We start from the raw sequence: 21,547 nt of genomic DNA, 5'->3' as shown, positions 1-21,547 counted from the left end.
AGCGGGCGTACCATTGCCCGCGTGAGTTCGCAGACCCCTCCGCAGCAGGCGCACGCGACCGAGACCGCCGACACCGGGGCGCCGATCGCGCTGACGCCGCTCGGCACCCAGGACGCCGCCGTCTGCATCGACGGCGTCTGCATCCTGCCCGGATCCACCGGAAACTGACGCGACGGGCTGAAAGCCCGCACACACGAGAAGGCCGTCACGACGATGATGTCGTGACGGCCTTCCGGTGTATCCGGGGGTCAGTGACCGCCGTGGAACCCCTCGCCGGGCTGGTCCTCCGGCTTGCGCACGAAGAACGCCGCCGCGACCGCGATGACCGCGACGATGGCCGAGAACAGGAACGCGGCACGCGCGCCCGCTGCTCCGGCGGCGAGCTCGGCGACACCGGCGGCCTGGCGCGAGGCGCTGACCGAGGCCATCGTCGTGATGAGCACCGCGACACCGGCCGCACCCGCGACCTGCTGAAGCGTGTTGAGCACCGCCGAGCCGTGCGAGTACAGGCGCGGCTGCAGCGAGCCGAGCGAGGCCGAGAACAGCGGCGTGAACGACATCGCCATGCCGATCGACATCGTGATCTGGGCCACGACGAGCGCCCACACCGGGGTGAACTCGGTGAGCATGGAGTAGAAGATCATCACGCCGGCGACGAGGATCGTGCCGGGGATCAGCAGGATGCGCGCGCCGCGCGCGTCGTAGATCCGGCCGATGACCGGGCCGAGCAGACCCATCATGATCGCACCGGGCAGGACGACGAGGCCCGCCTCGGTCGCGGTCAGCTGCGCGACATCCTGCATGTACAGCGGCAGGGCCGTGAACGTGCCGAACATCGCCAGCGACAGGATGCCCATCACGACGATCGCGAACGTGAAGTTGCGCGACGCGAAGACCCGCAGGTCGAGCAGCGCGTCATCCACCCGCTGGAGGGCGATCTGCCGCCAGACGAACAGGCCGAGCATCACCACCGCCCCGCCGATGATGGCGAACGCGACCCCGGCGGGCATCGCCGCGGTGGCCTCGGCGCCGTGCGAGCCGCCGCCGGCCTGGCTCAGGCCGAAGACGATGCCGCCGAAGGCGAGTGCCGACAGCACGACCGACAGGACGTCGAGCGGCGCGCGCGTCGTCTCGCCGAGGTTGGTCAGGAGCTTCGCGCCGATGACGAGCGCGACGATCGCGATGGGCAGCACGACGCCGAAGATCCAGCGCCAGTTGGCGATGTCGAGCAGCACGCCGGCGAGCGTGGGGCCGATGGCGGGGGCGAGCGAGATGACGATGCCGACGCGACCCATGATGCGCCCGCGGGCGTGGGCGGGGACGACGCGCATGACGGTCGTCATCAGCAGCGGCATGACGATCGCCGTGCCGGCGGCCTGGATGACGCGGCCGAGCAGCAGCACCCAGAAGCCGGGCGCCACGAGCGCCAGAAGCGTGCCGGCGGAGAACAGCGACATGGCGAGCAGGAACGCCTGACGCGTCGTCAGCCGCTGAAGCAGGAAGCCGGTGGTCGGGATGACGACCGCCATCGTCAGCATGAACGCGCTCGTCAGCCACTGGCCGAGCTCGGGCGGGACGCCGAGGTCGACGTTGAGGTGCGGGATCGCGATGCTCATCGTCGTCTCGTTGAGGATCGCGACGAAGGCGGCGATCAGCAGGAGCCAGATGACGCGCATGCCGGCGGGGTCGACATCGGGCGCGGCGGGCCGGGTGGGCACGGACCCGGTGTGCGGGGTGGTGTCGGTGGCTGTCATCGTTCTCCTCGAGACGGGAAGGGCGAAGCACCCGGTGCGGCATCGGAAGGATGCCGTGCGAAGTGGGTGGGCCGGCGAGAGGCGCAGAATGCGAGCCGACGATTGAGCCTAACCTCGCCTTCCGACACGCTATTCCCGCTGAGCGGAGATTCATTCCGGATTCACCCTGCCGTCGCCGAGACGGACGGCGTGCCCGGGCCCGTCGTAGGCTTTGCCGCGAGCGGTGCACGAAGCGAATGGGGCGAGTCCGAGTGAGCATGGGTCAGGGCAGAGGGGGCGGCGGCCGCGCGGTCGACGAGGCGGCGCTGCGCCGCCAGAACGCCGAGGCGCCGCGGATCCCCGACCTCGGTCGCCGCGTGGTGGCGCTGTTCCGTCCCTACCGCGGCCGGATCGCGATCACCGGGCTGCTCGTCGTCATCGCGGCCGCGCTCGGCGCGATCCCGCCGCTCATCATCCAGCGCATCTTCGACGACGCGCTGTTCCCCGTGGACGAGCGGGCGGGCGTCGTCGGCGCGGTGCAGCTCGACCTGCTCCTGCGCCTCGTGCTGCTGATCGTCGGCCTCTACATCGTGAGCGCCCTCGTCGGCGTCGCGCAGGCCTGGTTCACCTCGAACGTGGGCAACCGGGTCACGGGCGACCTGCGTGTGCGGATGTTCGAGCACCTCCAGGCGATGGAGCTCGGCTTCTTCACGCGCACGAAGACCGGCGTCATCCAGTCGCGCCTGCAGAACGACGTCGGCGGCGTCTCCGGTGTGCTGACCAACACGGTCGCGAGCATCCTGGGCAACACCGTCACCGTCGTCGCGTCGCTCATCGCGATGATCCTGATCGACTGGCGCCTCACCCTGATCGCGGTGGTGCTCATGCCGATCCTGGTCCTCGTGCAGCGCCGCGTCGGGCAGATCCGCGCGAGGATCGCCGCCGAGACGCAGCAGTCGCTGTCGGAGCTGACCGCCATCACGCAGGAGACCCTGAGTGTGTCGGGCATCCTGCTGTCGAAGTCGTTCAACCGCCAGCGCACCGAATCGGCGCGGTACGCGGAGGAGAACGCCAACCAGATCTCGCTGCAGGTGCGCCAGACGATGAGCGGCCAGGGCTTCTTCGCCATCGTGCACGTGCTGATGGCGAGCGTCCCCGCGGTGATCTATCTCGTCGCCGGATTCCTGCTCGCCGGCGATCCCGGCATCATCACGGCGGGAACCGTCGTCGCCTTCACCACGGTCCAGGCGCGGCTGCTGCAGCCCCTGATCGGCCTGATGCGCGTCGCGCTCGACGTGCAGACATCGGCGGCGCTGTTCGCCCGCATCTTCGAGTACCTCGACCTGAAGCCCGCGATCACGGACGCGCCCGACGCGGTCTCGGTGACGGATGCGCCCGGGCCGGTGGGGCGCATCGAGTTCCGCGACGTGTCGTTCCGGTACCCGGACGCAGCGCCCGATTCGCGGCCCACCCTGCACGGGGTCTCGTTCGTCGCGGAGCCGGGGCAACAGGTGGCGTTCGTCGGACCCTCCGGTGCGGGCAAGACGACGATCCTGTACCTGACGCCGCGCATGTACGAGGCGTCGGCGGGCGAGGTGCTGTTCTCGGGAGAGGACGTGCGCCGCCTCACGCAGGAGTCGATCATCGACCACGTCGGCATCGTGTCGCAGGAGACGTACCTGTTCCACGCGACGATCCGCGAGAACCTCCGCTACGCGAAGCCGGATGCGACGGACGCCGAGATCGAGGAGGCGTGCCGCAAGGCGAACATCCACCACATCATCGCGGGCTTCGAGGACGGCTACGACACGGTCGTCGGCGAGCGCGGCTACCGCCTCTCGGGAGGCGAGAAGCAGCGGATCGCGATCGCCCGTGTTCTGCTGAAGGATCCGCCCGTCCTGCTGCTCGACGAGGCGACGAGCGCGCTCGACACCGTGTCCGAGCGGATCGTGCAGGAGGCGCTGGAGACCGCCGCCGCGGGACGGACGACCCTGTCGATCGCGCACCGGCTGTCGACCGTGATCGACGCCGACGTCATCCACGTCGTGGACGGGGGGCGGATCGTGGAGTCGGGCACGCACGCCGAGCTCGTCGCGATGGGCGGCCTCTACGCCGAGCTCGCGGAGGAGCAGCTCGCCGCCAGCAGGGTGCTCGAGGCCGAGGCACCCGACGACGAGGACCCCGAGCTGCGCACCCGCCGGGCCGACAGGCCGCCGGCGGAGGACCGGCCCGTCGCGTTCGCACCGGTCGTTGTCCTGCCGCCCGCTGTCTCCGGGGGGCCGGAAGCATGAGCGACGACCGCAGGACGCCGCGGGTCATCGAGATCGCGGGCGACCGGATCCGGGACATCCCGACGCTCTACATCGAGCTCGACCGGGCGCTCATGCGGGGCGTCGACTGGCGGCTCGGCGAGAGCCTGGACGCGCTGAACGACGCGCTCTACGGCGGCTTCGGCACGATCGAGGGCGACGAGCCCGTGACGCTCGTGTGGCACGACTTCGCCGCGAGCGCCGCGGCACTCGGCGTCGAGACGACCAGGGAATGGCTGCGCCGCCGGCTGGGCGACGAGCGATACGCCCAGGACCGCCTCGTCGCCGACCTCGCCGCGCTCGACGCCGGGACGGGAATGACCTACCTCGACCGTGTGGTCGAGGTCATCGAGTCGCACCCGAACATCGCGCTCGACCGGCGCTGAGGCGCCCGGCCCGGCGGCTCAGTCGTCCAGGCACTCCGTGAGCTCGGCGGCGAAGTCAGCCACCGCGATGCGGGACACGGCATCGAGATCGAGCGCTCGCAGACGGGGGATGTCCATGCGCAGGATCTGGCCGATGCGCGCGCGAGCGGCGACCTCCGGCGCCTCTCGCCGCAGGATGTCGAGCCCGTCGTGCAGCGCGGCGAGGCAGGCGGCGAGCACGACCGGGTCGGCCTCGTGCTGGGTGATCGACGTCCCCTCCGCGCGGACGCGCCAGTGCACAACGGGTTCGGCGACGGTGTCGATCGCGCGCGCCCTGGCGTAGAGCAGGGCGGTGACCGCCTGATCCTCGTACAGGCCCTGCGGGAACTTAACGTGATGGTCGCGCCAGAGGTCGGTGCGGCTGACCTTCGACCACGCGACGATGTTGCCGGTGACCTCGGGGTGCTCGGCGAGGGTGACGCCGTGGCGCGCCGGGGCGGTGGACGCCTCCACCCAGGGCTGCACGGGGGAGGGCGCGTACCCGCCGTCGACGGGACGCAGACGCGTGTACTGGCCGACAGCGATGTCGCTGCCGGTGGCCTCGAGCGAGCCGACAAGCAGCTCGAGGGCGCGCGGGAGCATCACGTCGTCCGAGTCGAAGAAGCCGAGGTAGGGGGTGTCGACGAGCTCGAGCCCCGTGTTGCGGGCGGCGCCGAGACCGCGCTGCGACGGATGCGTCACGTGGGTGAAGCGGTCATCCTGCGCGGCGAACCGGGCGAACACGTCGCCCGTCCCGTCGGCGGATCCGTCGTCGACGAGGACGGCACGCCACGCGGCGAGCGTCTGCGCGCGCAGCGAGTCGAGCGCCTCGGCGGCATAGGGGGCCACGTTCCACCCGGGGACGATGACGGTCACGAGCGGGGATGCGGGCACGCCGAGATCCTATGGCCGCCCGGAGGGGTCAGGATCCGTGGACGGCCGCCACGGACGCCGCGATCGCGTCGACCACGGGGCCGAGGGGCGTCGCGTGGCCGTGCGCGAGCGTGATGCGCACCGCGGTCTGCGCGACCTCGGGGTCGATGCCCAGGGCGAGCAGGACGTGCGACGGATCGGTGCTGCCCGCGGCGCACGCCGAGCCGCTCGACGAGACGACGCCGCGCCGCTCGAGTTCGAGCAGCACCGCCTCGCCGCTCGTCCCCGCGAACGTGAAGCTGGCGGTGCCGGGAAGCCGCCGCGACGGATGTCCCGTGAGTGTGGCTGCCGGTACCCGAGCGAGCACTCCCGCGATGAGTTCGTCCCGCAGCGCGGCGACGCGGGCCGCGTTCGACTCCCGCTCGGCCTCCGCGAGCTCGAGCGCCGTGGCGAGGGCGACCGCGCCGGCGACCGACTCGGTGCCGCTGCGGCGACCGCGCTCCTGCCCGCCGCCGTGAAGCAGAGGCTCGAGCGGCACGCGGCCGCGCACGGCGAGCAGGCCGGTGCCCTTCGGAGCACCGAGCTTGTGGCCCGCGACCGTCAGCGCGTCGGCGCCGAGGCCCGACAGCGGCAGCCAGCCCGCGGCCTGCACCGCGTCGGTGTGGAACGGGACCCGCCCGGCTGCGGCACGCAGCGCCGGGATGTCCTGGACGGTGCCGACCTCGTTGTTCGCGTAGGCGATCGACACGAGCGCGGTGTCGGCGCGGACGGCCGAGGCGACGTCATCCGGATCCACGATCCCGGATCCGTCGACCGGCAGCCGCGTCACGTCGAAGCCATGCACGCGCTCGAGATACTCGGCCGAGCGCAGGACCGACTCGTGCTCCATCGGCGTCGTGACGATGTGCCGCGCACCGCGGTCGAGCAGCGCCGCGACGGCGATCCCCTTGAGGGCGAGGTTGTTCGCCTCCGTACCGCCCGAGGTGAAGACGATGTCGCCGCGGCGCATCCCGAGCAGGGCGGCGATGCGGGCGCGCGCATCCTCCAGAGCGCCGGCGGCCCGTTCGCCGTAGGTGTGGTGGCTCGACGGGTTGCCGAACTCGCCGGTCAGGTACGGCGCCATCGCCTCGAGCACCTCCGGGCGCACGGGAGTGGTGGCGGCGTTGTCGAGGTACAGCATCGTCATCCGATGCGGATGTCGAGCCCGAGATCGAGCGCCGGGGCGGAGTGCGTGAGCGCGCCCACCGAGATCACGTCCACGCCGGTCTCGGCGATCGCCCGCACGGTGTCGAGGGTCACACCGCCCGAGGCCTCCACGATCGCGCGGCCGGCGATCAATTCGACGCCCCGCCGCAGGTCGTCGAGCGAGAAGTTGTCGAGCATGATCGTGTGCACGCCCGCGGCGAGCACGGGCTCGATCTGCGCGATCCGGTCGACCTCCACCTCGACGTGGGTGGTGTGCGGCAGCTGCGCCATCCCGGCGCGCAGCGCGGCGGTGAGGGCGGCGTCGTCGACCGACCCGGCCGTGAGCACCGCGAGGTGGTTGTCCTTCGCCATCACGGCGTCCGAGAGCGAGAAGCGGTGGTTGAACCCGCCGCCGCTGCGCACCGCATGCCGCTCGAACGCGCGGAGCCCCGGCGTGGTCTTGCGGGTGTCGACGATGCGCGCGGGGGTGTGCGCGACCTCGGCGACGTAGCGCGAGGTGAGGGTGGCGATGCCCGACATGCGCTGGGCGAAGTTCAGGCCGACGCGCTCGCCGGTGAGCACCGCCTGCGCCGGCCCCTCGACGGCGGCGAGGACCGCGCCCGCCTCGAACGCGGTGCCGTCGGGGGCCTGCACGTCGATAGCGACGCCCGGATCCGTCAGCCGGAAGGCAGCGGCGAACACCTCACCGCCGCTGAAGACGCCGGGCTCGCGGGCGACGAGCTCGGCGCGCGCGGTCGCCTCCGGCGGCAGAAACGCCCGGCTGGTCAGGTCACCCCACGGCGCGTCCTCGTCGAGAGCCGCACGAACGGCGCGGTCGATGATCTGCGGGGTCAGCATGCGGCTCCTACCGGGACGAGGGACGCGGATCGCTCGGTGGTCGCGTCCGCGCGGGGAGAATCGGATCGGAAGTGCGCGCCCGCCGACTCGCGGCGCGCGAGGGCCGCCGACACCACGCCCTGCGCGACGAGCAGCAGGTTCGCGTCCTCGTGCTCGGCGACCGTCGCCGGGGCGGTGGCCTCGGCGCGCCACGCGGCGATCGTCTCGGCCGCGAGCGAGAGACCGTCGGCGTCGCGCACGAGGCCGGCGTGGTCCCACATCAGCCGCTGCAGGGCGGCGCGGGTGAACGGCGGTGCGCCCGCTCCATCGCGGAAGCGGCTCTCGTGCTCGTTGAGCGAGCGAAGCGAGTCGAAACGCGGCGCGCCCGACGGGTCCGCGATCGCCGCCGCGGCCCGCGCGCCGAACACGGCTCCCTCGAGCAGCGAGTTCGAGGCGAGCCGGTTCGCGCCGTGGACGCCGGTGCGTGCCGTCTCGCCGACGGCGTAGAGCCCGTGAAGAGTGCTGCGCCCGTCGAGATCCGTCACGACGCCGCCCATCAGGTAGTGCGCCGCGGGGGTCACCGGGATGGGTGCGGCCGACCAGTCGAGGCCGCGTGCGCGCACGGCGGCGTCGATCGACGGGAAGCGCCCCGGAAGATCCCGGACGTGCCGCGCGTCGAGCCGCACCGGCCGGCCGCCCTGCCGCGTCATCGTGCGGGCGATCGCCCGCGCGACGACGTCCCGCGGTGCGAGCTCGCCATCCGGATGCGCGTCGAACGCGAACCGCCGGCCGTCGTCGTCGACGAGGTGCGCACCCTCGCCCCGCACCGCCTCGGACACGAGGAACGGCGCGCCCGCCGCGAGCACCGTGGGGTGGAACTGCACGAACTCCAGGTCGCGCACCTCGGCCCCCGCCCGCATCGCCGCGGCGATGCCGTCGCCCGTCACGACGGCGGGATTCGTCGTGCGCGCGTACAGCTGTCCGGCGCCGCCGGTCGCGAGCACGACCGCGTCGGCGGTGAGCACCGTCGCTCGCCCGTCGACCCGCACCCGGACGCCGCCCACGGCGCCGTCGTGCACGACGAGGTCGGCGAGGAACGCGTGCTCGACGATCCGGATGCCCGCCTCGCGCGCCGCGCGCAGCAGGGCCATCTCGATCGCGAGCCCCGTCGCATCCCCGCCCGCATGCAGGATGCGCGGGAACGAGTGCGCCGCCTCGAGGCCACGCAGCAGCCGCCCGGCGGGGTCGCGGTCGAACGCGACGCCCCACGCGACGAGCTCGCGGATCCGCGTCGGCCCCTCCGTCACCAGCACCCGCACCGCGTCCTCGTCGCACAGGCCCGCGCCCGCGGTGAGCGTGTCCTGGATGTGGTCCTCGATGCGGTCCTCGGGGAAGACCACCCCGGCGATGCCGCCCTGCGCGAACCGGGTCGCGCCGTGATCCGCCGCGCCCTTCGTCACCAGCGTCACCGCCACACCGCGGCGGGTGGCGTGAAGGGCGAACGTCAGGCCGGCGATGCCGCTGCCGACGACGATCGCGGTCGTCACGTCAGGCCTTCCGGGCCGGCGCCTGCGGCACGCAGGCGAGCATCCGGTCGAGTGAGACGCGGGCAGGGTCGGCGACCGAACCCGGCACGGTGATCCGGTTCACGACGCGGCCCGCGACGAGCTCCTCGAGCGTCCACGCGAGGTAGCCGGGGTGGATGCGGTACATCGTCGAGCAGGGGCACACCACCGGGTCGAGGCAGAAGATCGTGTGCTGCGGGTGCTGCGCGGCGAGGCGCTGCACGAGGTTGATCTCGGTGCCGATCGCGAAGGTGGTGGGCTCGGTGGCGTCCTCGATCGCGCGGCGGATGACGTCCGTCGAGCCCGCCTCGTCGGCCGCGTCGACGACGGGCATCGGGCACTCGGGGTGAACGATCACCCGCACGCCGGGGTGCTCCGCGCGGGCCTTGTCGATCTGGTCCACGGTGAAGCGGCGGTGAACCGAGCAGAAGCCGTGCCACAGGATGACGCGCGCGTCGCGCAGGTCCTGCTCGGACGAGCCGCCGAGCGGACGGTGCGGGTTCCACATCGGCATCGCCTCGAGCGGTACCCCCATCGCCTTGGCCGTGTTGCGGCCGAGGTGCTGGTCGGGGAAGAACAGCACGCGGCGGCCGCGCGCGAACGCCCACTCGAGCACCGTGCGCGCGTTCGACGAGGTGCACACGATGCCGCCGTGCCGCCCGACGAAGCCCTTGATCGCGGCGGACGAGTTCATGTACGTGACCGGGATCACCGGCACGAGGCCGTCGGCATTCGGCTCGTCGAGGGGGCCGTAGACGTCCTCCAGCTGCTCCCAGCACTCCTCGACCTGGTCGATGTCGGCCATGTCGGCCATCGAGCATCCGGCGGCGAGGTTCGGCAGGATGACCGCCTGCTCGGGCCGGGACAGCAGGTCGGCGGTCTCGGCCATGAAGTGCACGCCGCAGAACACGATCGCCTCGGCGGCGGGATGCGCCTGTGCGGCCTTGGCGAGCTGGAACGAGTCGCCCACGTAGTCGGCGTGCCGGACGACCTCGTCGCGCTGGTAGAAGTGCCCGAGGATGACGACGCGGTCGCCGAGCGTCTCCTTCGCGGCGCGGATCCGCTCGTGAAGCTCCTCCTCGGGCGCCTCGCGATACGTCGCGGGAAGGGTGCCCTGCGCGGGGGATCCGGTCGGCAGCACGTCGCCCATCGAGGCGCCGGGGCCGTAGCCGGGGGTCGTGTCGAACGTCCAGGGCGACGCCGCGAGGTCGGTGGAGCATGTGCTGCCCGACGCCTCGCCCGCCACGATGGCCTGGATCCCGTGGTCGACCGACGGGTCGACGGGGCGGGGAAGCAGCTGCACGGGAGAAGCGGTCACGAGCGCACCGTCGCCTTCTGGTCGGTTCGACACTTACTGTCGAACCCACATTAAGTCACTCTGACCAGAACTTCCACTTCATTTCCGCCCGCTTCGCGGGGTAGTGCAGCGTGCGTGCGTGATCGTTCGCCCGACGCTTCGCGCCGGGACTCGCGATCGCGGGCTGTCGCTGCGCTCCATCCCACGCCGGGCGTCGCGTTGTCGCGGGCGTGAGCCGGGCTAGAGGGCCTCGTCCGCCTCGGCGTTGTACCGGTAGAGCCGCGCGGGGCGGTGCTTGCCCGTGCGGAACGACTCGGTGGGGACGAGGGCCTCCGAGCCCTCGAGCAGCCGACGGAAGTTCGAGGGATCGAGGCGGCGGCCGAGCACCGACTCGTACACCTCCCGCAGCTCGCTGAGGGTGAACTCGTCGGGGAGCAGGCCGGCGGCGATGCGGCTGTAGCCGACCTTGTTGCGCAGGCGCCACAGCGCGTACTCGGCGATGTGGTTGTGGTCGAACGCGAGGGTCGGAAGCGCGTCGACGTCGAACCACTCGACGTTCTCGGGGGCGCCGGCGACGGATCGCTGCGCGTCGACGAGGTCGGAGCGCAGCAGGGCCCAGTACACAACCGACACAACGCGCGTGGGGGAGCGGTCGACCTCGCCGAACGTGTACAGCTGCTCGAGGTAGCTGGGGGTCAGCGCCGTGGTCTCCTCGAGCGTGCGCGCGGCGGCCTCGTGCACTCCCTCGGCGACATCGAGCCAGCCACCGGGGAGGGCCCACATCCCCTCGTACGGCTCGCGGGTGCGCCTCACGAGCGGGATCATCAGCCGATCCGAATCCGGATCCTGTCGCAGCGAGAAGATCACGGTCGACACCGCGACGCGGATCTCGTCCCCCGCACGTCCCATCGTCTCGCTCACGTCCCCGAGACTACTTCGGTCGACCCCGGCTGCCCGGGCACCGGCATCCGAAACAACTTGACCGATGTCAACCATCTGTGATGTAGTTGACGAATGTCAACTGATACCGGGCGCCCAGAAACGACCTCGACCCCCGCGATGCGCCCGGCGCAGGTGCTCCAGGCGATCTCCGGCCTGATGGCGGCGATGTTCGTTGTGCTCGTGTCCTCGACGGTCGTCGCGACGCCCATGCCGCGGATCATGTCCGACCTCGGCGGCACGAACACCGAGTACACCTGGGTGCTTGTCGCCGCGTTCCTGTCGATGACCGTGACGACGCCGATCTGGGGAAAGCTCGCCGACATCTTCAACCGGAAGATGCTGCTGCAGCTCGCGCTGGTGGTCTTCACCCTCGCGACCGTCGCTGCGGGCTTCGCGAGCCAGATCGGCGGCCCCTCGCACGAGGGCGCCGCGCAGTGGCTCATCGGATGGCGCTTCGTCCAGGCGATCGGCACCGGCGGCCTGATGGCCCTCGGCCAGGTTGTGATCGCCGACATCATCAGCCCGCGCGAACGCGGCAAGTACATGGGCATCATGGGCGCCGTCATGGCCGTCGGCCAGATCGGCGGCCCCCTCCTCGGCGGCGTGATCGCCGACAGCTGGGGCTGGGAGTGGTGCTTCTTCGTGTGCGTGCCGATCGCGGTCATCGCGTTCGTCATGATCCAGTCGACCCTTCACGTGTCGAACATCCGCCGCAAGATGAAGATCGACTACCTCGGCGCGGGCCTGATCGTCTCCGGCATCAGCATCCTGCTCGTCTGGATCAGCCTCGGCGGCAAGACCCCGGAGGCGGGCGGCTTCGCGTGGGACTCGACCGAGAGCATCGTGCTCGTCGCCCTCGGCGCCCTCCTCACGATCGGCGCCATCGTCAACGAGTTCCTCGTCGAGGAGCCCATCATCCCGGTGCGCCTGTTCGCCCAGCGGACGTTCGCGCTCGCCTCGGTCGCTTCGATCGCGGTCGGCGTGACGATGTTCGGCACGACGGTGTTCCTGAGCCAGTACCTGCAGTTCGCGCGCGGTCTGACGCCGACCGACTCGGGCCTCGCGACCATCCCGATGGTGATCGGATCCATGGTCGGTTCCATCGTCGTCGGCCAGCTGATCTCCCGCACCGGCATGTGGAAGCCGTACGTGATCGCCGGCGCCGTCGCGCTCACCGCGGGCCTCGCGCTGATGTCGACGATCCACTACGACACGTCGATCTGGTTCGTCTGGCTGAACATGCTGCTGCTCGGTCTCGGCTCGGGCGTGCTTATGCAGAACCTCGTGCTCGTCACGCAGAACTCGCTGCCCGCGACCCAGCTGGGAGCGGGAAGCGGCGCGGTGACGTTCTTCCGCAGCCTCGGCGGCACCGTGGGCGTCTCCGTCCTCGGATCCGTGCTCGGCGTCCAGGTGGGCGACAAGATCAAGACCGGGCTGAGCGAGCTGCTGGCCAAGCTCGACCCGGCGCTGAACCTGCCGACCGTGCTCGTCGAGAACCCCGACTGCGCCGACAGCGTCGAGCGGCTCGGTAGCGGAGCGGTGCCGGCGATCGACCAGCTCTGCGAGCCCGTCCGGATGGTCGTCGAGAGCAGCTACGGCGACTCGATCGCCTTCCTGTTCCTGCTCGTCGTGCCGCTTGCGATCGTCTCCCTGATCTGCGCGGTCTTCCTGCCGAACAAGCCGCTGTCGCGCAAGACCGCGGCGCAGCAGATCGAGGAGGAGCTCGGCGCCGAGCTGTCGGCGCTGGAGCCCGCCGAGAAGGGCGGTGCCGGCTTCCGCGAGCTCGTCGAGACGGGGCAGATCACCCTTCCCGAGACGGATGGCCGCCGGCGCGGATCCCGGTACGGTGAGTGAGATGACCGAGTCCTCCGCGATCGACGGCCTCGAGGCCGCGTTCGCGACGATCGGGCCGATTGTCAAGGCGCGGATGGTCGCCATCGCGGCCGCCATACACCCCGACCTCCGGCCCGCCGGGTGGGGCGTGCTGCGGGTCGTGCTGACCGGTGCGCAGCGCCCCGACGGGGAGGCAGTGACGGTGTCGGACATCGTCGCCGAGACGCAGATGGACAAGTCGGTCGTCTCGCGGCAGCTGCGCGATCTGAAGGAGTGGGGCCTGGTCAGCGTCCGCCGCTCGGATGCCGACGCGCGCGTGTTCGAGGTGACGCCCACTCCCGAGGCGATCGCGCGGCATCAGGCGATGCGCAGGGCGTCGCGCGCCCAGTACCGTGCGGTGTTCGGCGAGTGGGACGAGGCCGACGTCGAGAAGCTCACCGAGCTGCTCGGGCGCCTCGCGCAGAGCGCCCTGCACCGGCTCGACTGAGCCGTGCCGCCGCGGGCGGCATCCCCCTCCGAGACGCTAGGCTCGGCGGCAGTGACACGGGGTGTCCCGATACCGGGACTGAGATCACACCCGTATTCACCTGATCTCGTTAGCACGAGCGGAGGGATGTCGCCGATGAATCGCGCGCGTTTACTGGAGGACCAGGGACTCGATCACGAGGCCCACATCGACGCGGGGGAGATCCTCGCCCGGCTGCGCGAGGCGGTTCCGCTCGTGCAGTGCATCACGAACTCGGTGGTGGTGAACTTCACGGCCAACGTGCTGCTCGCCGCCGGAGCCTCGCCGGTGATGGCGGACGTGCCGGGCGAGGCGGGCGAATGCGCGCGCTTCGCGTCGGCCCTGCTCGTCAACCTCGGCACGCCGACGAGCGAGCAGCGCCAGGCGATGATCGAGGCGGTGGAGGCCGCCCGCGACGCCGGGACGCCGTGGGTGCTCGACCCGGTCGGCGTCGGGGCGCTCTCGCTCCGCACCACGTTCGCGCGCGAGCTGCTGGCGCACCGGCCCGCGGCGATCCGCGGCAACGCCTCCGAGATCCTTGCCCTGGCGGGAGAGGGAGCCGGCGGGCGCGGCGTCGACGCGGCGGATGACGTCGAGCACACCCGGGATGTCGCCGTGCGGCTCGCCCGCGAGACCGGCGCGGTGGTGGCGGTCTCCGGCCCGGTGGATCTGATCACCGACGGCGAGTGGACGGTCCGCGTGCCCGGCGGCAGCGCGCTGCTGACGCGCGTGACCGGCGGCGGCTGCTCGCTCGGCGCCACGGCCGCGGCGTGCGTCGCGGCGGCCCTCGCCGAGGGTCGTCCCGCCCTCCACGGCGCCGTCGCCGCGCACGCGCTGCATGCGGCCGCCTCCGAGACGGCCGCGGCCGAGTGGGGTGGACCCGGCGGCTTCGCCGTGGCGTTCCTCGACGCGCTCGCCGCGATCGAACCGGCGGCGCTCAGCGCGCGCGAGCTGCGCCTCGAGCCGATCGGCGGCGCCGCCGCCGCGGCCCGATGAGGGCCGCCCTCGACCTGTCCACCTACCTCGTCGCCGACGTCGCCAGCATCACCGGCCGGCCCGTCGCCGACGTCGTCGACGCCGCCGTCTCGGCGGGCGTCGGGGTGGTGCAGGTGCGCGGAAAGGAGCTCGGCGCGGCCGAGCTGCTGCGCGTGGTGGAAGGGTGCGCCGAGCGGATCGCCGGACGCGCGACGCTGCTCGTCAACGACCGCCTCGACGTGGCGCTCGCCGCGCGGGACGCGGGCTTCGGGGTCGGCGGCGTCCACCTCGGCCAGAGCGACCTGCCGGTGGATCGCGCGCGGGACCTGCTCGGCGAGGACGCGGTCATCGGCCTGAGCGCGAGCCTGCCAGCCGAGCTCGAGGCGCTGCGGCGGTTGCCCGCCGGAACCGTCGACTATCTCGGCGTCGGCGCGATCCGCGCGACGCCCACCAAGAAGGATCACCCCACGCCGCTCGGCTGGGAGGGGTTCGCCGCCTTCGCGGCGCTGGCGGCCGGGCTTCCCTGTGTCGCCATCGGCGGCGTCGGTCCGGGCGACGCCGAGGCCGGGCGGCGCGCGGGCGCCGCCGGGGTCGCGGTCGTGCGGGCGATCTGCGCCGCGCCCGACCCGCGCGCCGCAGCCGCCGCGCTGCGCGCCGAGTGGGCGGAGGTCGCCGCATGATCCCGAACATCCTCACCATCGCGGGATCCGATCCGTCGGGCGGGGCCGGCATCCAGGCCGACCTGAAGTCGATCGTCGCGTGCGGCGGCTACGGGATGGCCGCCATCACGGCGCTCACCGCGCAGAGCACGCAGGGCGTCACTGCCGTGCACGTGCCGCCGGCGACGTTCCTGCGCGCGCAGCTCGACACCCTCGCGGCCGACGTGCGCATCGACGCCGTCAAGATCGGGATGCTGGCCTCGGCCGAGGTCATCGAGGCCGTCGCCGCATGGATCGACGGGCTGCCGGCGAGGCCGGCGGTGGTGCTGGATCCCGTGATGGTCGCCACGTCCGGCGACCGCCTGATCGATGCGTCCGCCGAAGCCGCGCTCACGGGACTGCTCGACCGCGCCGACGTCGTCACCCCGAACCTGCCGGAGCTCGCCGTGCTGGTGGGCGAGCCGGCGGCGGTGACCTGGCCCGACGCGCTCGCGCAGGCGGCGCGCCTCGCGCGGCGCAACGGACTGCGCGTCCTCGTGAAGGGCGGGCACCTGCCGGGCGACGAGACCCCGGACGCGCTCGTCGGACCGGAGGGGACGCTCGCCGAGTTCGCGGGGCGGCGGATCGCCACGACGAGCACCCATGGCACCGGCTGCTCGCTCTCGTCCGCCGTCGCGACGCTGTACGCGCGGGAGCGCGACTGGGTCGCCGCGGTGGCGGCAGCCCGCGGCTGGCTGCGCGGGGCGATCGCGGCGGCGGGCGACCTCGACGTCGGCCGCCCGGGTGGGCACGGGCCCCTGCACCACGCGCACGCGCTGTGGCGGGCCGATCCGCTGCCGCGCGCCGCGGCCGAGCTCGACACCTGGTGGCGCGACTGCGCCGACCTGCGCGGCCGCATCGACGACGTGTGGTTCGTGCGGCAGCTCGCCGACGGCACTCTGCCGCGCGAGGCGTTCACCCACTACCTGACGCAGGACGCGATCTACCTGAGGGAGTACGCCGAGGTGCTGAGCCGTGCGGGCGAGACCGCGCCGACCGAGGACGAGCGGACGTTCTGGCGCGACGCGGCCCGCGCCTGCCTCGAGTCGGAGCTGACCCTCCACACCTCCCACGGCGCGGATGCCCCGGCCGAGTCCTCGGAGGAGACCGAGGCCTACCTCGCGCACCTGCGAGCGGCCGCCGACTCCGGCGACCACGCCGTGTTGATCGCGGCCGTGCTTCCCTGCTACTGGCTCTACCAGGACGTCGGCGAGCGGCTCGCGGCGGCGCACCATCCGGACCACCCCTACGCCGACTGGTTGGGGATGTACGGCGCGCCCGCGTTCGCCGAGGCCACCCTTCGGGCGATCGCGTGGGTGCAGGACGCGGCGCGCCGGGCGCCGGAGCACAAGCTGCAGCGGATGCGCGCGGCGTTCGAGGAGTCGTGCCGCCACGAGCTGGCGTTCTTCGCCCAGCGCGCGCCGGCCCGCCGATAGTCGCGGCGCGCCGGAAGCCGGTGCGGCGCGACACCGCGCGATATGCTGACCCCATCACTGCGCGCATCCTCTGGCGCGGCATAACCGAATACGGCCCCATGAACCGCGCGGGAGAGTCGTCGGGCGTCAGGATCGAAGCATCCGGACGCGACCGCGACACCGAAGGAGCAAGCCTCCCCGCCAATCTCTCAGGTGCACGTACCGTGCGGCTCGGGCCACTCTGAAAAGCGGAGCCCACGCTCCCGCCGACGGTGAAAGACGACACGTCCTCGGGCGTTCGCCGAAACTCTCAGGTCCATGACAGAGGGGGAGTTCTCCCGGGTCTCATCCGAGATCCGGGGCACAGGAGAACTCATGGACGCCTTCGACAGCCCGCAGGCACAGGATCCGCAGCCGCAGGATCCGCGCGACACCCCGTTGCGCGGCGAGCACGAGGAGCTCGGCGCCTCGTTCACCGACTTCGGCGGCTGGCTGATGCCGGTGCGGTACACCTCGGACCTCGCCGAGCATCATGCGGTGCGCCAGGCCGCCGGCCTGTTCGACATCTCGCACATGGGCGAGATCCTCGTCGAGGGATCCGGCGCCGGAGCCTTCCTCGACCACGCGCTCGCCGGTGCGATCTCGGCCGTTGCCGTCGGCAAGGCGAAGTACACGATGATCCTCGCCGAGGACGGCGGCATCCTCGACGACCTCATCGTCTACCGCCTGCAGGACGACGAATTCCTCGTCATCGCGAACGCGGGGAACCGCGAGACCGTCGCGCGGGCGCTGACCGATCGCGTCGCCGGGTTCGACGCGACGGTGGCGGACGAGAGCGACGACTACGCGCTGATCGCCGTGCAGGGCCCGGCGGCCGAGCGCATCCTCGCCGCGACGCAGGGGATCGCGGAGCTGACTCCCGAACTCGGCGAGATCCGCAACTACGCCTGGGGTCCGGCCGTGTTCGCGGGGGAGCCGCTGCTGATCGCCCGCACGGGATATACCGGCGAGGACGGCTTCGAGCTGCTCGTCCCCGTCTCGGCGGCCGTGTCACTGTGGCGCGCCGTGCTCGCCGCGGGCGAGCCCGAGGGCCTCGTGCCCGCGGGGCTGGCCGCGCGCGACACGCTGCGCCTCGAGGCGGGGATGCCGCTGTACGGCCACGAGCTCTCGCGCGACATCGTTCCCGCCCAGGCGGGCCTCGGCCGCGTGATCCCCGCGGGGAAGACCGGCTTCATCGGCGAGCACACGCCGCGCCCCGACGCCCGCGTGCTCATCGGCCTCGCCGCCGAGGGGCGCCGCGCCGGACGCGCCGGCTACGGCGTCTACAGCGGCGACGAGCTCGTCGGCGAGATCACGAGCGGCGCGCTCAGCCCGACCCTCGGGCACCCCATCGCCATGGCCTTCGTGGATCCGTCCGCGAAGGACGCCCCCGAGCTGACAATCGACATCCGCGGCACGCGCATCCCGGCGTCCGTCACCGCCCTGCCCTTCTACCGGAGGAACTCATGACCGATCTCACCGCCCTCAAGTACACCCCCGAGCACGAGTGGATCGCGCTGGACGGCGACGTCGCCACCGTGGGCGTCACCGACTACGCCGCCGACCAGCTCGGCGACGTCGTGTACGTCGACCTCCCGGCTGTCGGCACGGCCATCACCGCCGGTCAGGTGTTCGGCGAGATCGAGTCGACCAAGTCGGTCTCCGAGCTCTACGCGCCCGTCGACGGCGAGGTGATCGAGGTCAACGGCGACGTGGATGCGGACCCGGCCGTCGTGAACTCCGACGCGTTCGCCGCCTGGCTGATCCGCGTCCGCATCACGGGCGAGCCCGCGGGCCTGCTCGACCGCGACGCGTACGTCGGCCTGACGGGCGGCGACGCGTGAGCCTCGACTACGCCGCCCGGCACATCGGGACCTCCGCCGCCGATCACGACACGATGGTCGCGGCCATCGGCGTGCCCGCCGACGGTCGCCGCGCCGTCGAGCGGTTCATGGATGTCGCGGTGCCCGCCGTCATCCGCACCGGATCGCCGAAGGGCGCGGGGCTGCTGCCGCAGGAGGGCGTGTCCGAGGCCGAGGCCCTCGCCGAGCTGCGCGTGCTCGCGGCGAAGAACCGCGTGCTGTCGCCGATGATCGGCCTCGGCTACAGCGACACGCTGACACCCTCGGTGATCCAGCGGAACGTGCTGGAGAACCCGTCCTGGTACACGGCGTACACGCCCTACCAGCCCGAGATCTCGCAGGGCCGCCTCGAGGCCCTCCTGAACTTCCAGACGATGGTGGGCGACCTCACGGGCCTGCCCGTCGCGAACGCCTCCATGCTCGACGAGGCGACCGCGGCGGTCGAGGGGATGCTCGTCGCGCGCCGCGCCGTGCGCGGGGGCGGCGACGTGTTCGTCGTCGACGCCGACACGCTGCCGCAGACGAAGGCAGTGCTCGCCGTGCGGGCCGAGGCGCTCGGGATCGAGCTCGTCGAACTCGACCTCGCCGGGGGCGCGGCACTGCCCGAGGGGATCTTCGGCGCGCTCATCCAGTACCCCGGGGCATCCGGGCGCATCTGGGATCCGTCCGGTGTCGTCGACGCCGTCCACGTCGCCGGCGGCCAGGTCGTCGTCGCGGCCGACCTCATGGCGCTGACGCTCATCGCGTCGCCCGGATCGCTCGGCGCGGATGTCGTCGTCGGATCGACGCAGCGCTTCGGCGTGCCGCTCGGCTTCGGCGGCCCGCACGCCGGCTACATGGCCGTGCGCACGGGCCTCGAGCGCCAGCTGCCCGGACGCCTCGTGGGCGTCTCGGTCGACGCCGAGGGCAAGCCCGCCTACCGCCTCGCTCTGCAGACCCGCGAGCAGCACATCCGCCGCGAGAAGGCGACGTCCAACATCTGCACCGCCCAGGTGCTGCTTGCCGTCATGGCCTCGATGTACGCGGTCTACCACGGGCCCGAGGGGCTGCGGACGATCGCCACCGAGATCGCCACCAAGACGGCACTGCTGCGCGACGCGCTCGCCGAGACGGACGCGGAGATCCGGCACGACGCCTTCTTCGACACCCTCTCGGTGCGCGTCGCGGGTCGCGCCGACGCCGTGGTGGCGAAGGCACACGAACTCGGCGTGCTGCTCCACCGCGCGGATGCCGACACCGTCGGCGTCTCGATCGCCGAGGCGACGACGACGGACGACCTGAAGCTCGTCATCGCGGCATTCGGCGGCACCGCCCCCGAGCAGTTCGACGCCGCGCTCGACGTCCGCGGGCTGCCGGAGGGCCTCGTCCGCGACGACGAGTACCTCACGCACCCCGTCTTCCACACTCACCGCAGCGAGACCGCGATGATGCGCTACCTGAAGTCGCTCGCCGACAAGGACTACGCGCTCGACCGCGGGATGATCCCGCTCGGCTCGTGCACGATGAAGCTCAACGCGGCGACCGCGATGGCCTCGATCACGTGGCCGGAGTTCGGACGGATCCACCCGTTCGCGCCGCGCGAGGACGTGCCTGGCTACCTCGAGATGATCGGTCAGCTCGAGCAGTGGCTCGCCGACGTCACCGGGTACGACGCCGTCTCGCTGCAGCCGAACGCCGGGTCGCAGGGTGAACTCGCCGGGCTCCTTGCGATCCGCGGATACCACCGCTCGCGCGGCGACGTCCAGCGCGATGTGTGCCTCATCCCGTCGTCCGCGCACGGCACGAACGCCGCCTCCGCGGTGCTCGCAGGGATGAAGGTCGTCGTCGTCGCGACCGGCGAGGGCGGCGACGTCGACCTCGCCGACCTGCGAGCGAAGATCGCGGCGCATGCCGACACCCTCGCGGCGCTGATGATCACGTACCCGTCCACGCACGGCGTCTACGAGCACGACGTGAGGGACATCACGGCGGCCGTCCACGAGGCGGGCGGGCAGGTGTACATCGACGGCGCGAACCTCAACGCCCTCGTCGGTCACGCGCGCTTCGGCGACCTCGGCGGCGACGTCTCGCACCTCAACCTGCACAAGACGTTCGCGATCCCGCACGGCGGCGGCGGCCCCGGCGTCGGCCCGGTCGCGGCGAAGGCGCACCTCGCGCCGTTCCTGCCGTCGCACGCGTTCGCGCAGGATGAGCGCCACAGGACCGGCATCGGCCCGGTGGCGGCCGCGCCCTACGGATCGGCCGGCATCCTGCCCATCACGTGGTCGTACATCCGGATGATGGGGCGCGAAGGGCTCACCGAGGCGACGAGCGCCGCCGTGCTCGCCGCCAACTACGTCGCCGCGCGGCTGAAGGACCACTACCCGGTGCTGTACGCGGGAGAGGACGGTCTCGTCGCGCACGAGTGCATCCTGGATCTGCGTCCGCTGCGCGAGCGCACGGGAATCACGGTCGACGACGTCGCCAAGCGCCTGATCGACTACGGCTTCCACGCGCCGACCATGTCGTTCCCCGTCGCGGGAACGCTCATGGTCGAGCCCACCGAGTCGGAGGATCTCGCCGAGCTCGACCGGTTCGTCGACGCGATGATCGCGATCCACGACGAGGCCGAGCGCGTGGCGGCGGGGGAGTGGCCCGCGGACGACAACCCGCTCGTCAACGCCCCGCACACCGCGGCGGCCGCGATCGCCACCGACTGGGCGCACCCGTACCCGCGCGAGCTCGCCGTCTACCCGACCGGCTCAGTCGCCGGAAAGTACTGGCCGCCGGTGCGCCGCGTCGACCAGGCCTACGGCGACCGCAACCTCGTCTGCGCCTGCCCGCCGATCGAGGCGTTTGCTTGATTCTCGTGGCCGCGCGCTGATCGATCGCAGTTCTTGTTTGGCCGCGCGCGGATCGATCGCTCGGCCGACGTGTTTTTGCTGCCGCTTCGCGGGTAGTGCATTGAAGGGCCTTGACCCTTGATCGTGGACACGGTTTCGGTTCGGTTATGCCGCTTCCGCGAGGGTAGCGGACGTGGTCACCGCGTAGGCGGTCTCGTAGGCGTTCGGGCTGATGTTGCCGATCGCGGAGTGG

18 protein-coding genes and 3 riboswitches are annotated in these 21,547 nt (G+C 72.1%); of the genes, 11 read left to right on the top strand and 7 right to left on the bottom strand.

The genetic code is table 11. The annotated features are described in order from the left end of the window. Positions 1-21: 21 nt before the first annotated feature. Positions 22-168, top strand: a complete 147-nt coding sequence (locus IR155_RS04790) for a hypothetical protein (RefSeq protein WP_167760705.1) — start codon at positions 22-24, stop codon at positions 166-168. Between the two features lie 80 nt (positions 169-248). On the opposite strand, the gene IR155_RS04785 is transcribed toward IR155_RS04790, so the two are convergent. Further along, positions 249-1,754, bottom strand: a complete 1,506-nt coding sequence (locus tag IR155_RS04785; RefSeq protein WP_135113688.1) for a DHA2 family efflux MFS transporter permease subunit — start codon at positions 1,752-1,754, stop codon at positions 249-251. Positions 1,755-2,011: 257 nt separating this feature from the next. Between IR155_RS04785 and IR155_RS04780 the strand changes: the two genes are divergently transcribed. Continuing rightward, the gene (locus IR155_RS04780) at positions 2,012-4,024 is read left to right on the top strand and encodes an ABC transporter ATP-binding protein (protein ID WP_135113687.1); all 2,013 of its coding nucleotides are present in this window, start codon (positions 2,012-2,014) and stop codon (positions 4,022-4,024) included. After that, positions 4,021-4,428 carry a barstar family protein gene (locus IR155_RS04775; RefSeq protein ID WP_135113686.1) on the top strand — a complete coding sequence of 136 codons (408 nt, stop codon included), beginning with the start codon at positions 4,021-4,023 and terminating at the stop codon, positions 4,426-4,428. The genes IR155_RS04780 and IR155_RS04775 overlap by 4 nt, the downstream gene beginning before the upstream one ends. An 18-nt stretch (positions 4,429-4,446) precedes the next feature. Here IR155_RS04775 and IR155_RS04770 read toward each other — a convergent pair whose 3' ends face one another. From IR155_RS04770 to IR155_RS04745, 6 genes are all read right to left on the bottom strand, one after another. Further along, the gene (locus tag IR155_RS04770) at positions 4,447-5,340 is read right to left on the bottom strand and encodes a glycosyltransferase family 2 protein (RefSeq protein WP_135113685.1); all 894 of its coding nucleotides are present in this window, start codon (positions 5,338-5,340) and stop codon (positions 4,447-4,449) included. A 28-nt stretch (positions 5,341-5,368) separates the two neighbouring features. After that, positions 5,369-6,499 carry a cysteine desulfurase family protein gene (locus IR155_RS04765; RefSeq protein ID WP_135113764.1) on the bottom strand — a complete coding sequence of 377 codons (1,131 nt, stop codon included), beginning with the start codon at positions 6,497-6,499 and terminating at the stop codon, positions 5,369-5,371. A 2-nt stretch (positions 6,500-6,501) separates the two neighbouring features. Further along, the gene (gene nadC / locus IR155_RS04760) at positions 6,502-7,362 is read right to left on the bottom strand and encodes a carboxylating nicotinate-nucleotide diphosphorylase (protein WP_135113684.1); all 861 of its coding nucleotides are present in this window, start codon (positions 7,360-7,362) and stop codon (positions 6,502-6,504) included. Next, complete coding sequence (gene nadB, locus IR155_RS04755; RefSeq protein ID WP_135113683.1) at positions 7,356-8,888, bottom strand: L-aspartate oxidase; 1,533 nt, start codon at positions 8,886-8,888, stop codon at positions 7,356-7,358. The genes nadC and nadB overlap by 7 nt, the downstream gene beginning before the upstream one ends. Position 8,889: 1 nt before the next feature. Continuing rightward, positions 8,890-10,224 (bottom strand): quinolinate synthase NadA, encoded by a 1,335-nt coding sequence (gene nadA / locus IR155_RS04750; protein ID WP_135113682.1) that lies wholly within the window; start codon positions 10,222-10,224, stop codon positions 8,890-8,892. 219 nt (positions 10,225-10,443) lie between these two features. Continuing rightward, the gene (locus tag IR155_RS04745) at positions 10,444-11,112 is read right to left on the bottom strand and encodes an NUDIX hydrolase (protein ID WP_135113763.1); all 669 of its coding nucleotides are present in this window, start codon (positions 11,110-11,112) and stop codon (positions 10,444-10,446) included. A gap of 150 nt (positions 11,113-11,262) precedes the next feature. On the opposite strand from IR155_RS04745, the gene IR155_RS04740 reads away from it, so the two are divergent. From IR155_RS04740 to gcvP, 8 genes are all read left to right on the top strand, one after another. Further along, positions 11,263-12,999, top strand: coding sequence for an MDR family MFS transporter (locus tag IR155_RS04740; protein WP_135113681.1), 1,737 nt, complete (start codon positions 11,263-11,265; stop codon positions 12,997-12,999). Position 13,000: 1 nt separating this feature from the next. Further along, on the top strand, positions 13,001-13,465 hold the full coding sequence (locus tag IR155_RS04735; protein WP_167760704.1) for a MarR family winged helix-turn-helix transcriptional regulator: 465 nt from the start codon (positions 13,001-13,003) through the stop codon (positions 13,463-13,465). A 47-nt stretch (positions 13,466-13,512) separates the two neighbouring features. Further along, positions 13,513-13,609: riboswitch (TPP riboswitch) on the top strand. After that, complete coding sequence (thiM, locus tag IR155_RS04730) at positions 13,601-14,479, top strand: hydroxyethylthiazole kinase (protein ID WP_135113679.1); 879 nt, start codon at positions 13,601-13,603, stop codon at positions 14,477-14,479. (Overlaps the previous riboswitch by 9 nt.) Next, entirely contained in the window at positions 14,476-15,138 is a 663-nt protein-coding gene (gene thiE / locus IR155_RS04725) for a thiamine phosphate synthase (RefSeq protein WP_135113678.1), read from the top strand. Before thiM ends, thiE begins: the two co-directional genes overlap by 4 nt. Beyond that, positions 15,135-16,592: a bifunctional hydroxymethylpyrimidine kinase/phosphomethylpyrimidine kinase gene (thiD, locus tag IR155_RS04720; protein WP_135113676.1), complete on the top strand. Its 1,458-nt coding sequence runs from the start codon at positions 15,135-15,137 to the stop codon at positions 16,590-16,592. The genes thiE and thiD overlap by 4 nt, the downstream gene beginning before the upstream one ends. A 98-nt stretch (positions 16,593-16,690) precedes the next feature. Then, positions 16,691-16,806, top strand: a riboswitch (glycine riboswitch). Beyond that, a riboswitch (glycine riboswitch) is annotated at positions 16,807-16,906 on the top strand. A gap of 40 nt (positions 16,907-16,946) precedes the next feature. Then, entirely contained in the window at positions 16,947-18,080 is a 1,134-nt protein-coding gene (gene gcvT / locus IR155_RS04715; protein WP_135113674.1) for a glycine cleavage system aminomethyltransferase GcvT, read from the top strand. After that, entirely contained in the window at positions 18,077-18,454 is a 378-nt protein-coding gene (gene gcvH, locus IR155_RS04710) for a glycine cleavage system protein GcvH (protein ID WP_135113672.1), read from the top strand. Before gcvT ends, gcvH begins: the two co-directional genes overlap by 4 nt. A gap of 53 nt (positions 18,455-18,507) precedes the next feature. Continuing rightward, positions 18,508-21,315, top strand: coding sequence for an aminomethyl-transferring glycine dehydrogenase (gene gcvP, locus IR155_RS04705; RefSeq protein ID WP_228066669.1), 2,808 nt, complete (start codon positions 18,508-18,510; stop codon positions 21,313-21,315). Positions 21,316-21,547 lie beyond the last annotated feature (232 nt).

This window comes from Microbacterium paludicola (assembly GCF_015235415.1).
Lineage (GTDB): Bacteria > Actinomycetota > Actinomycetes > Actinomycetales > Microbacteriaceae > Microbacterium > Microbacterium paludicola.
Note: the sequence above shows the minus strand (reverse complement) of the source record. Positions and strands in the feature narration are given on the sequence as shown.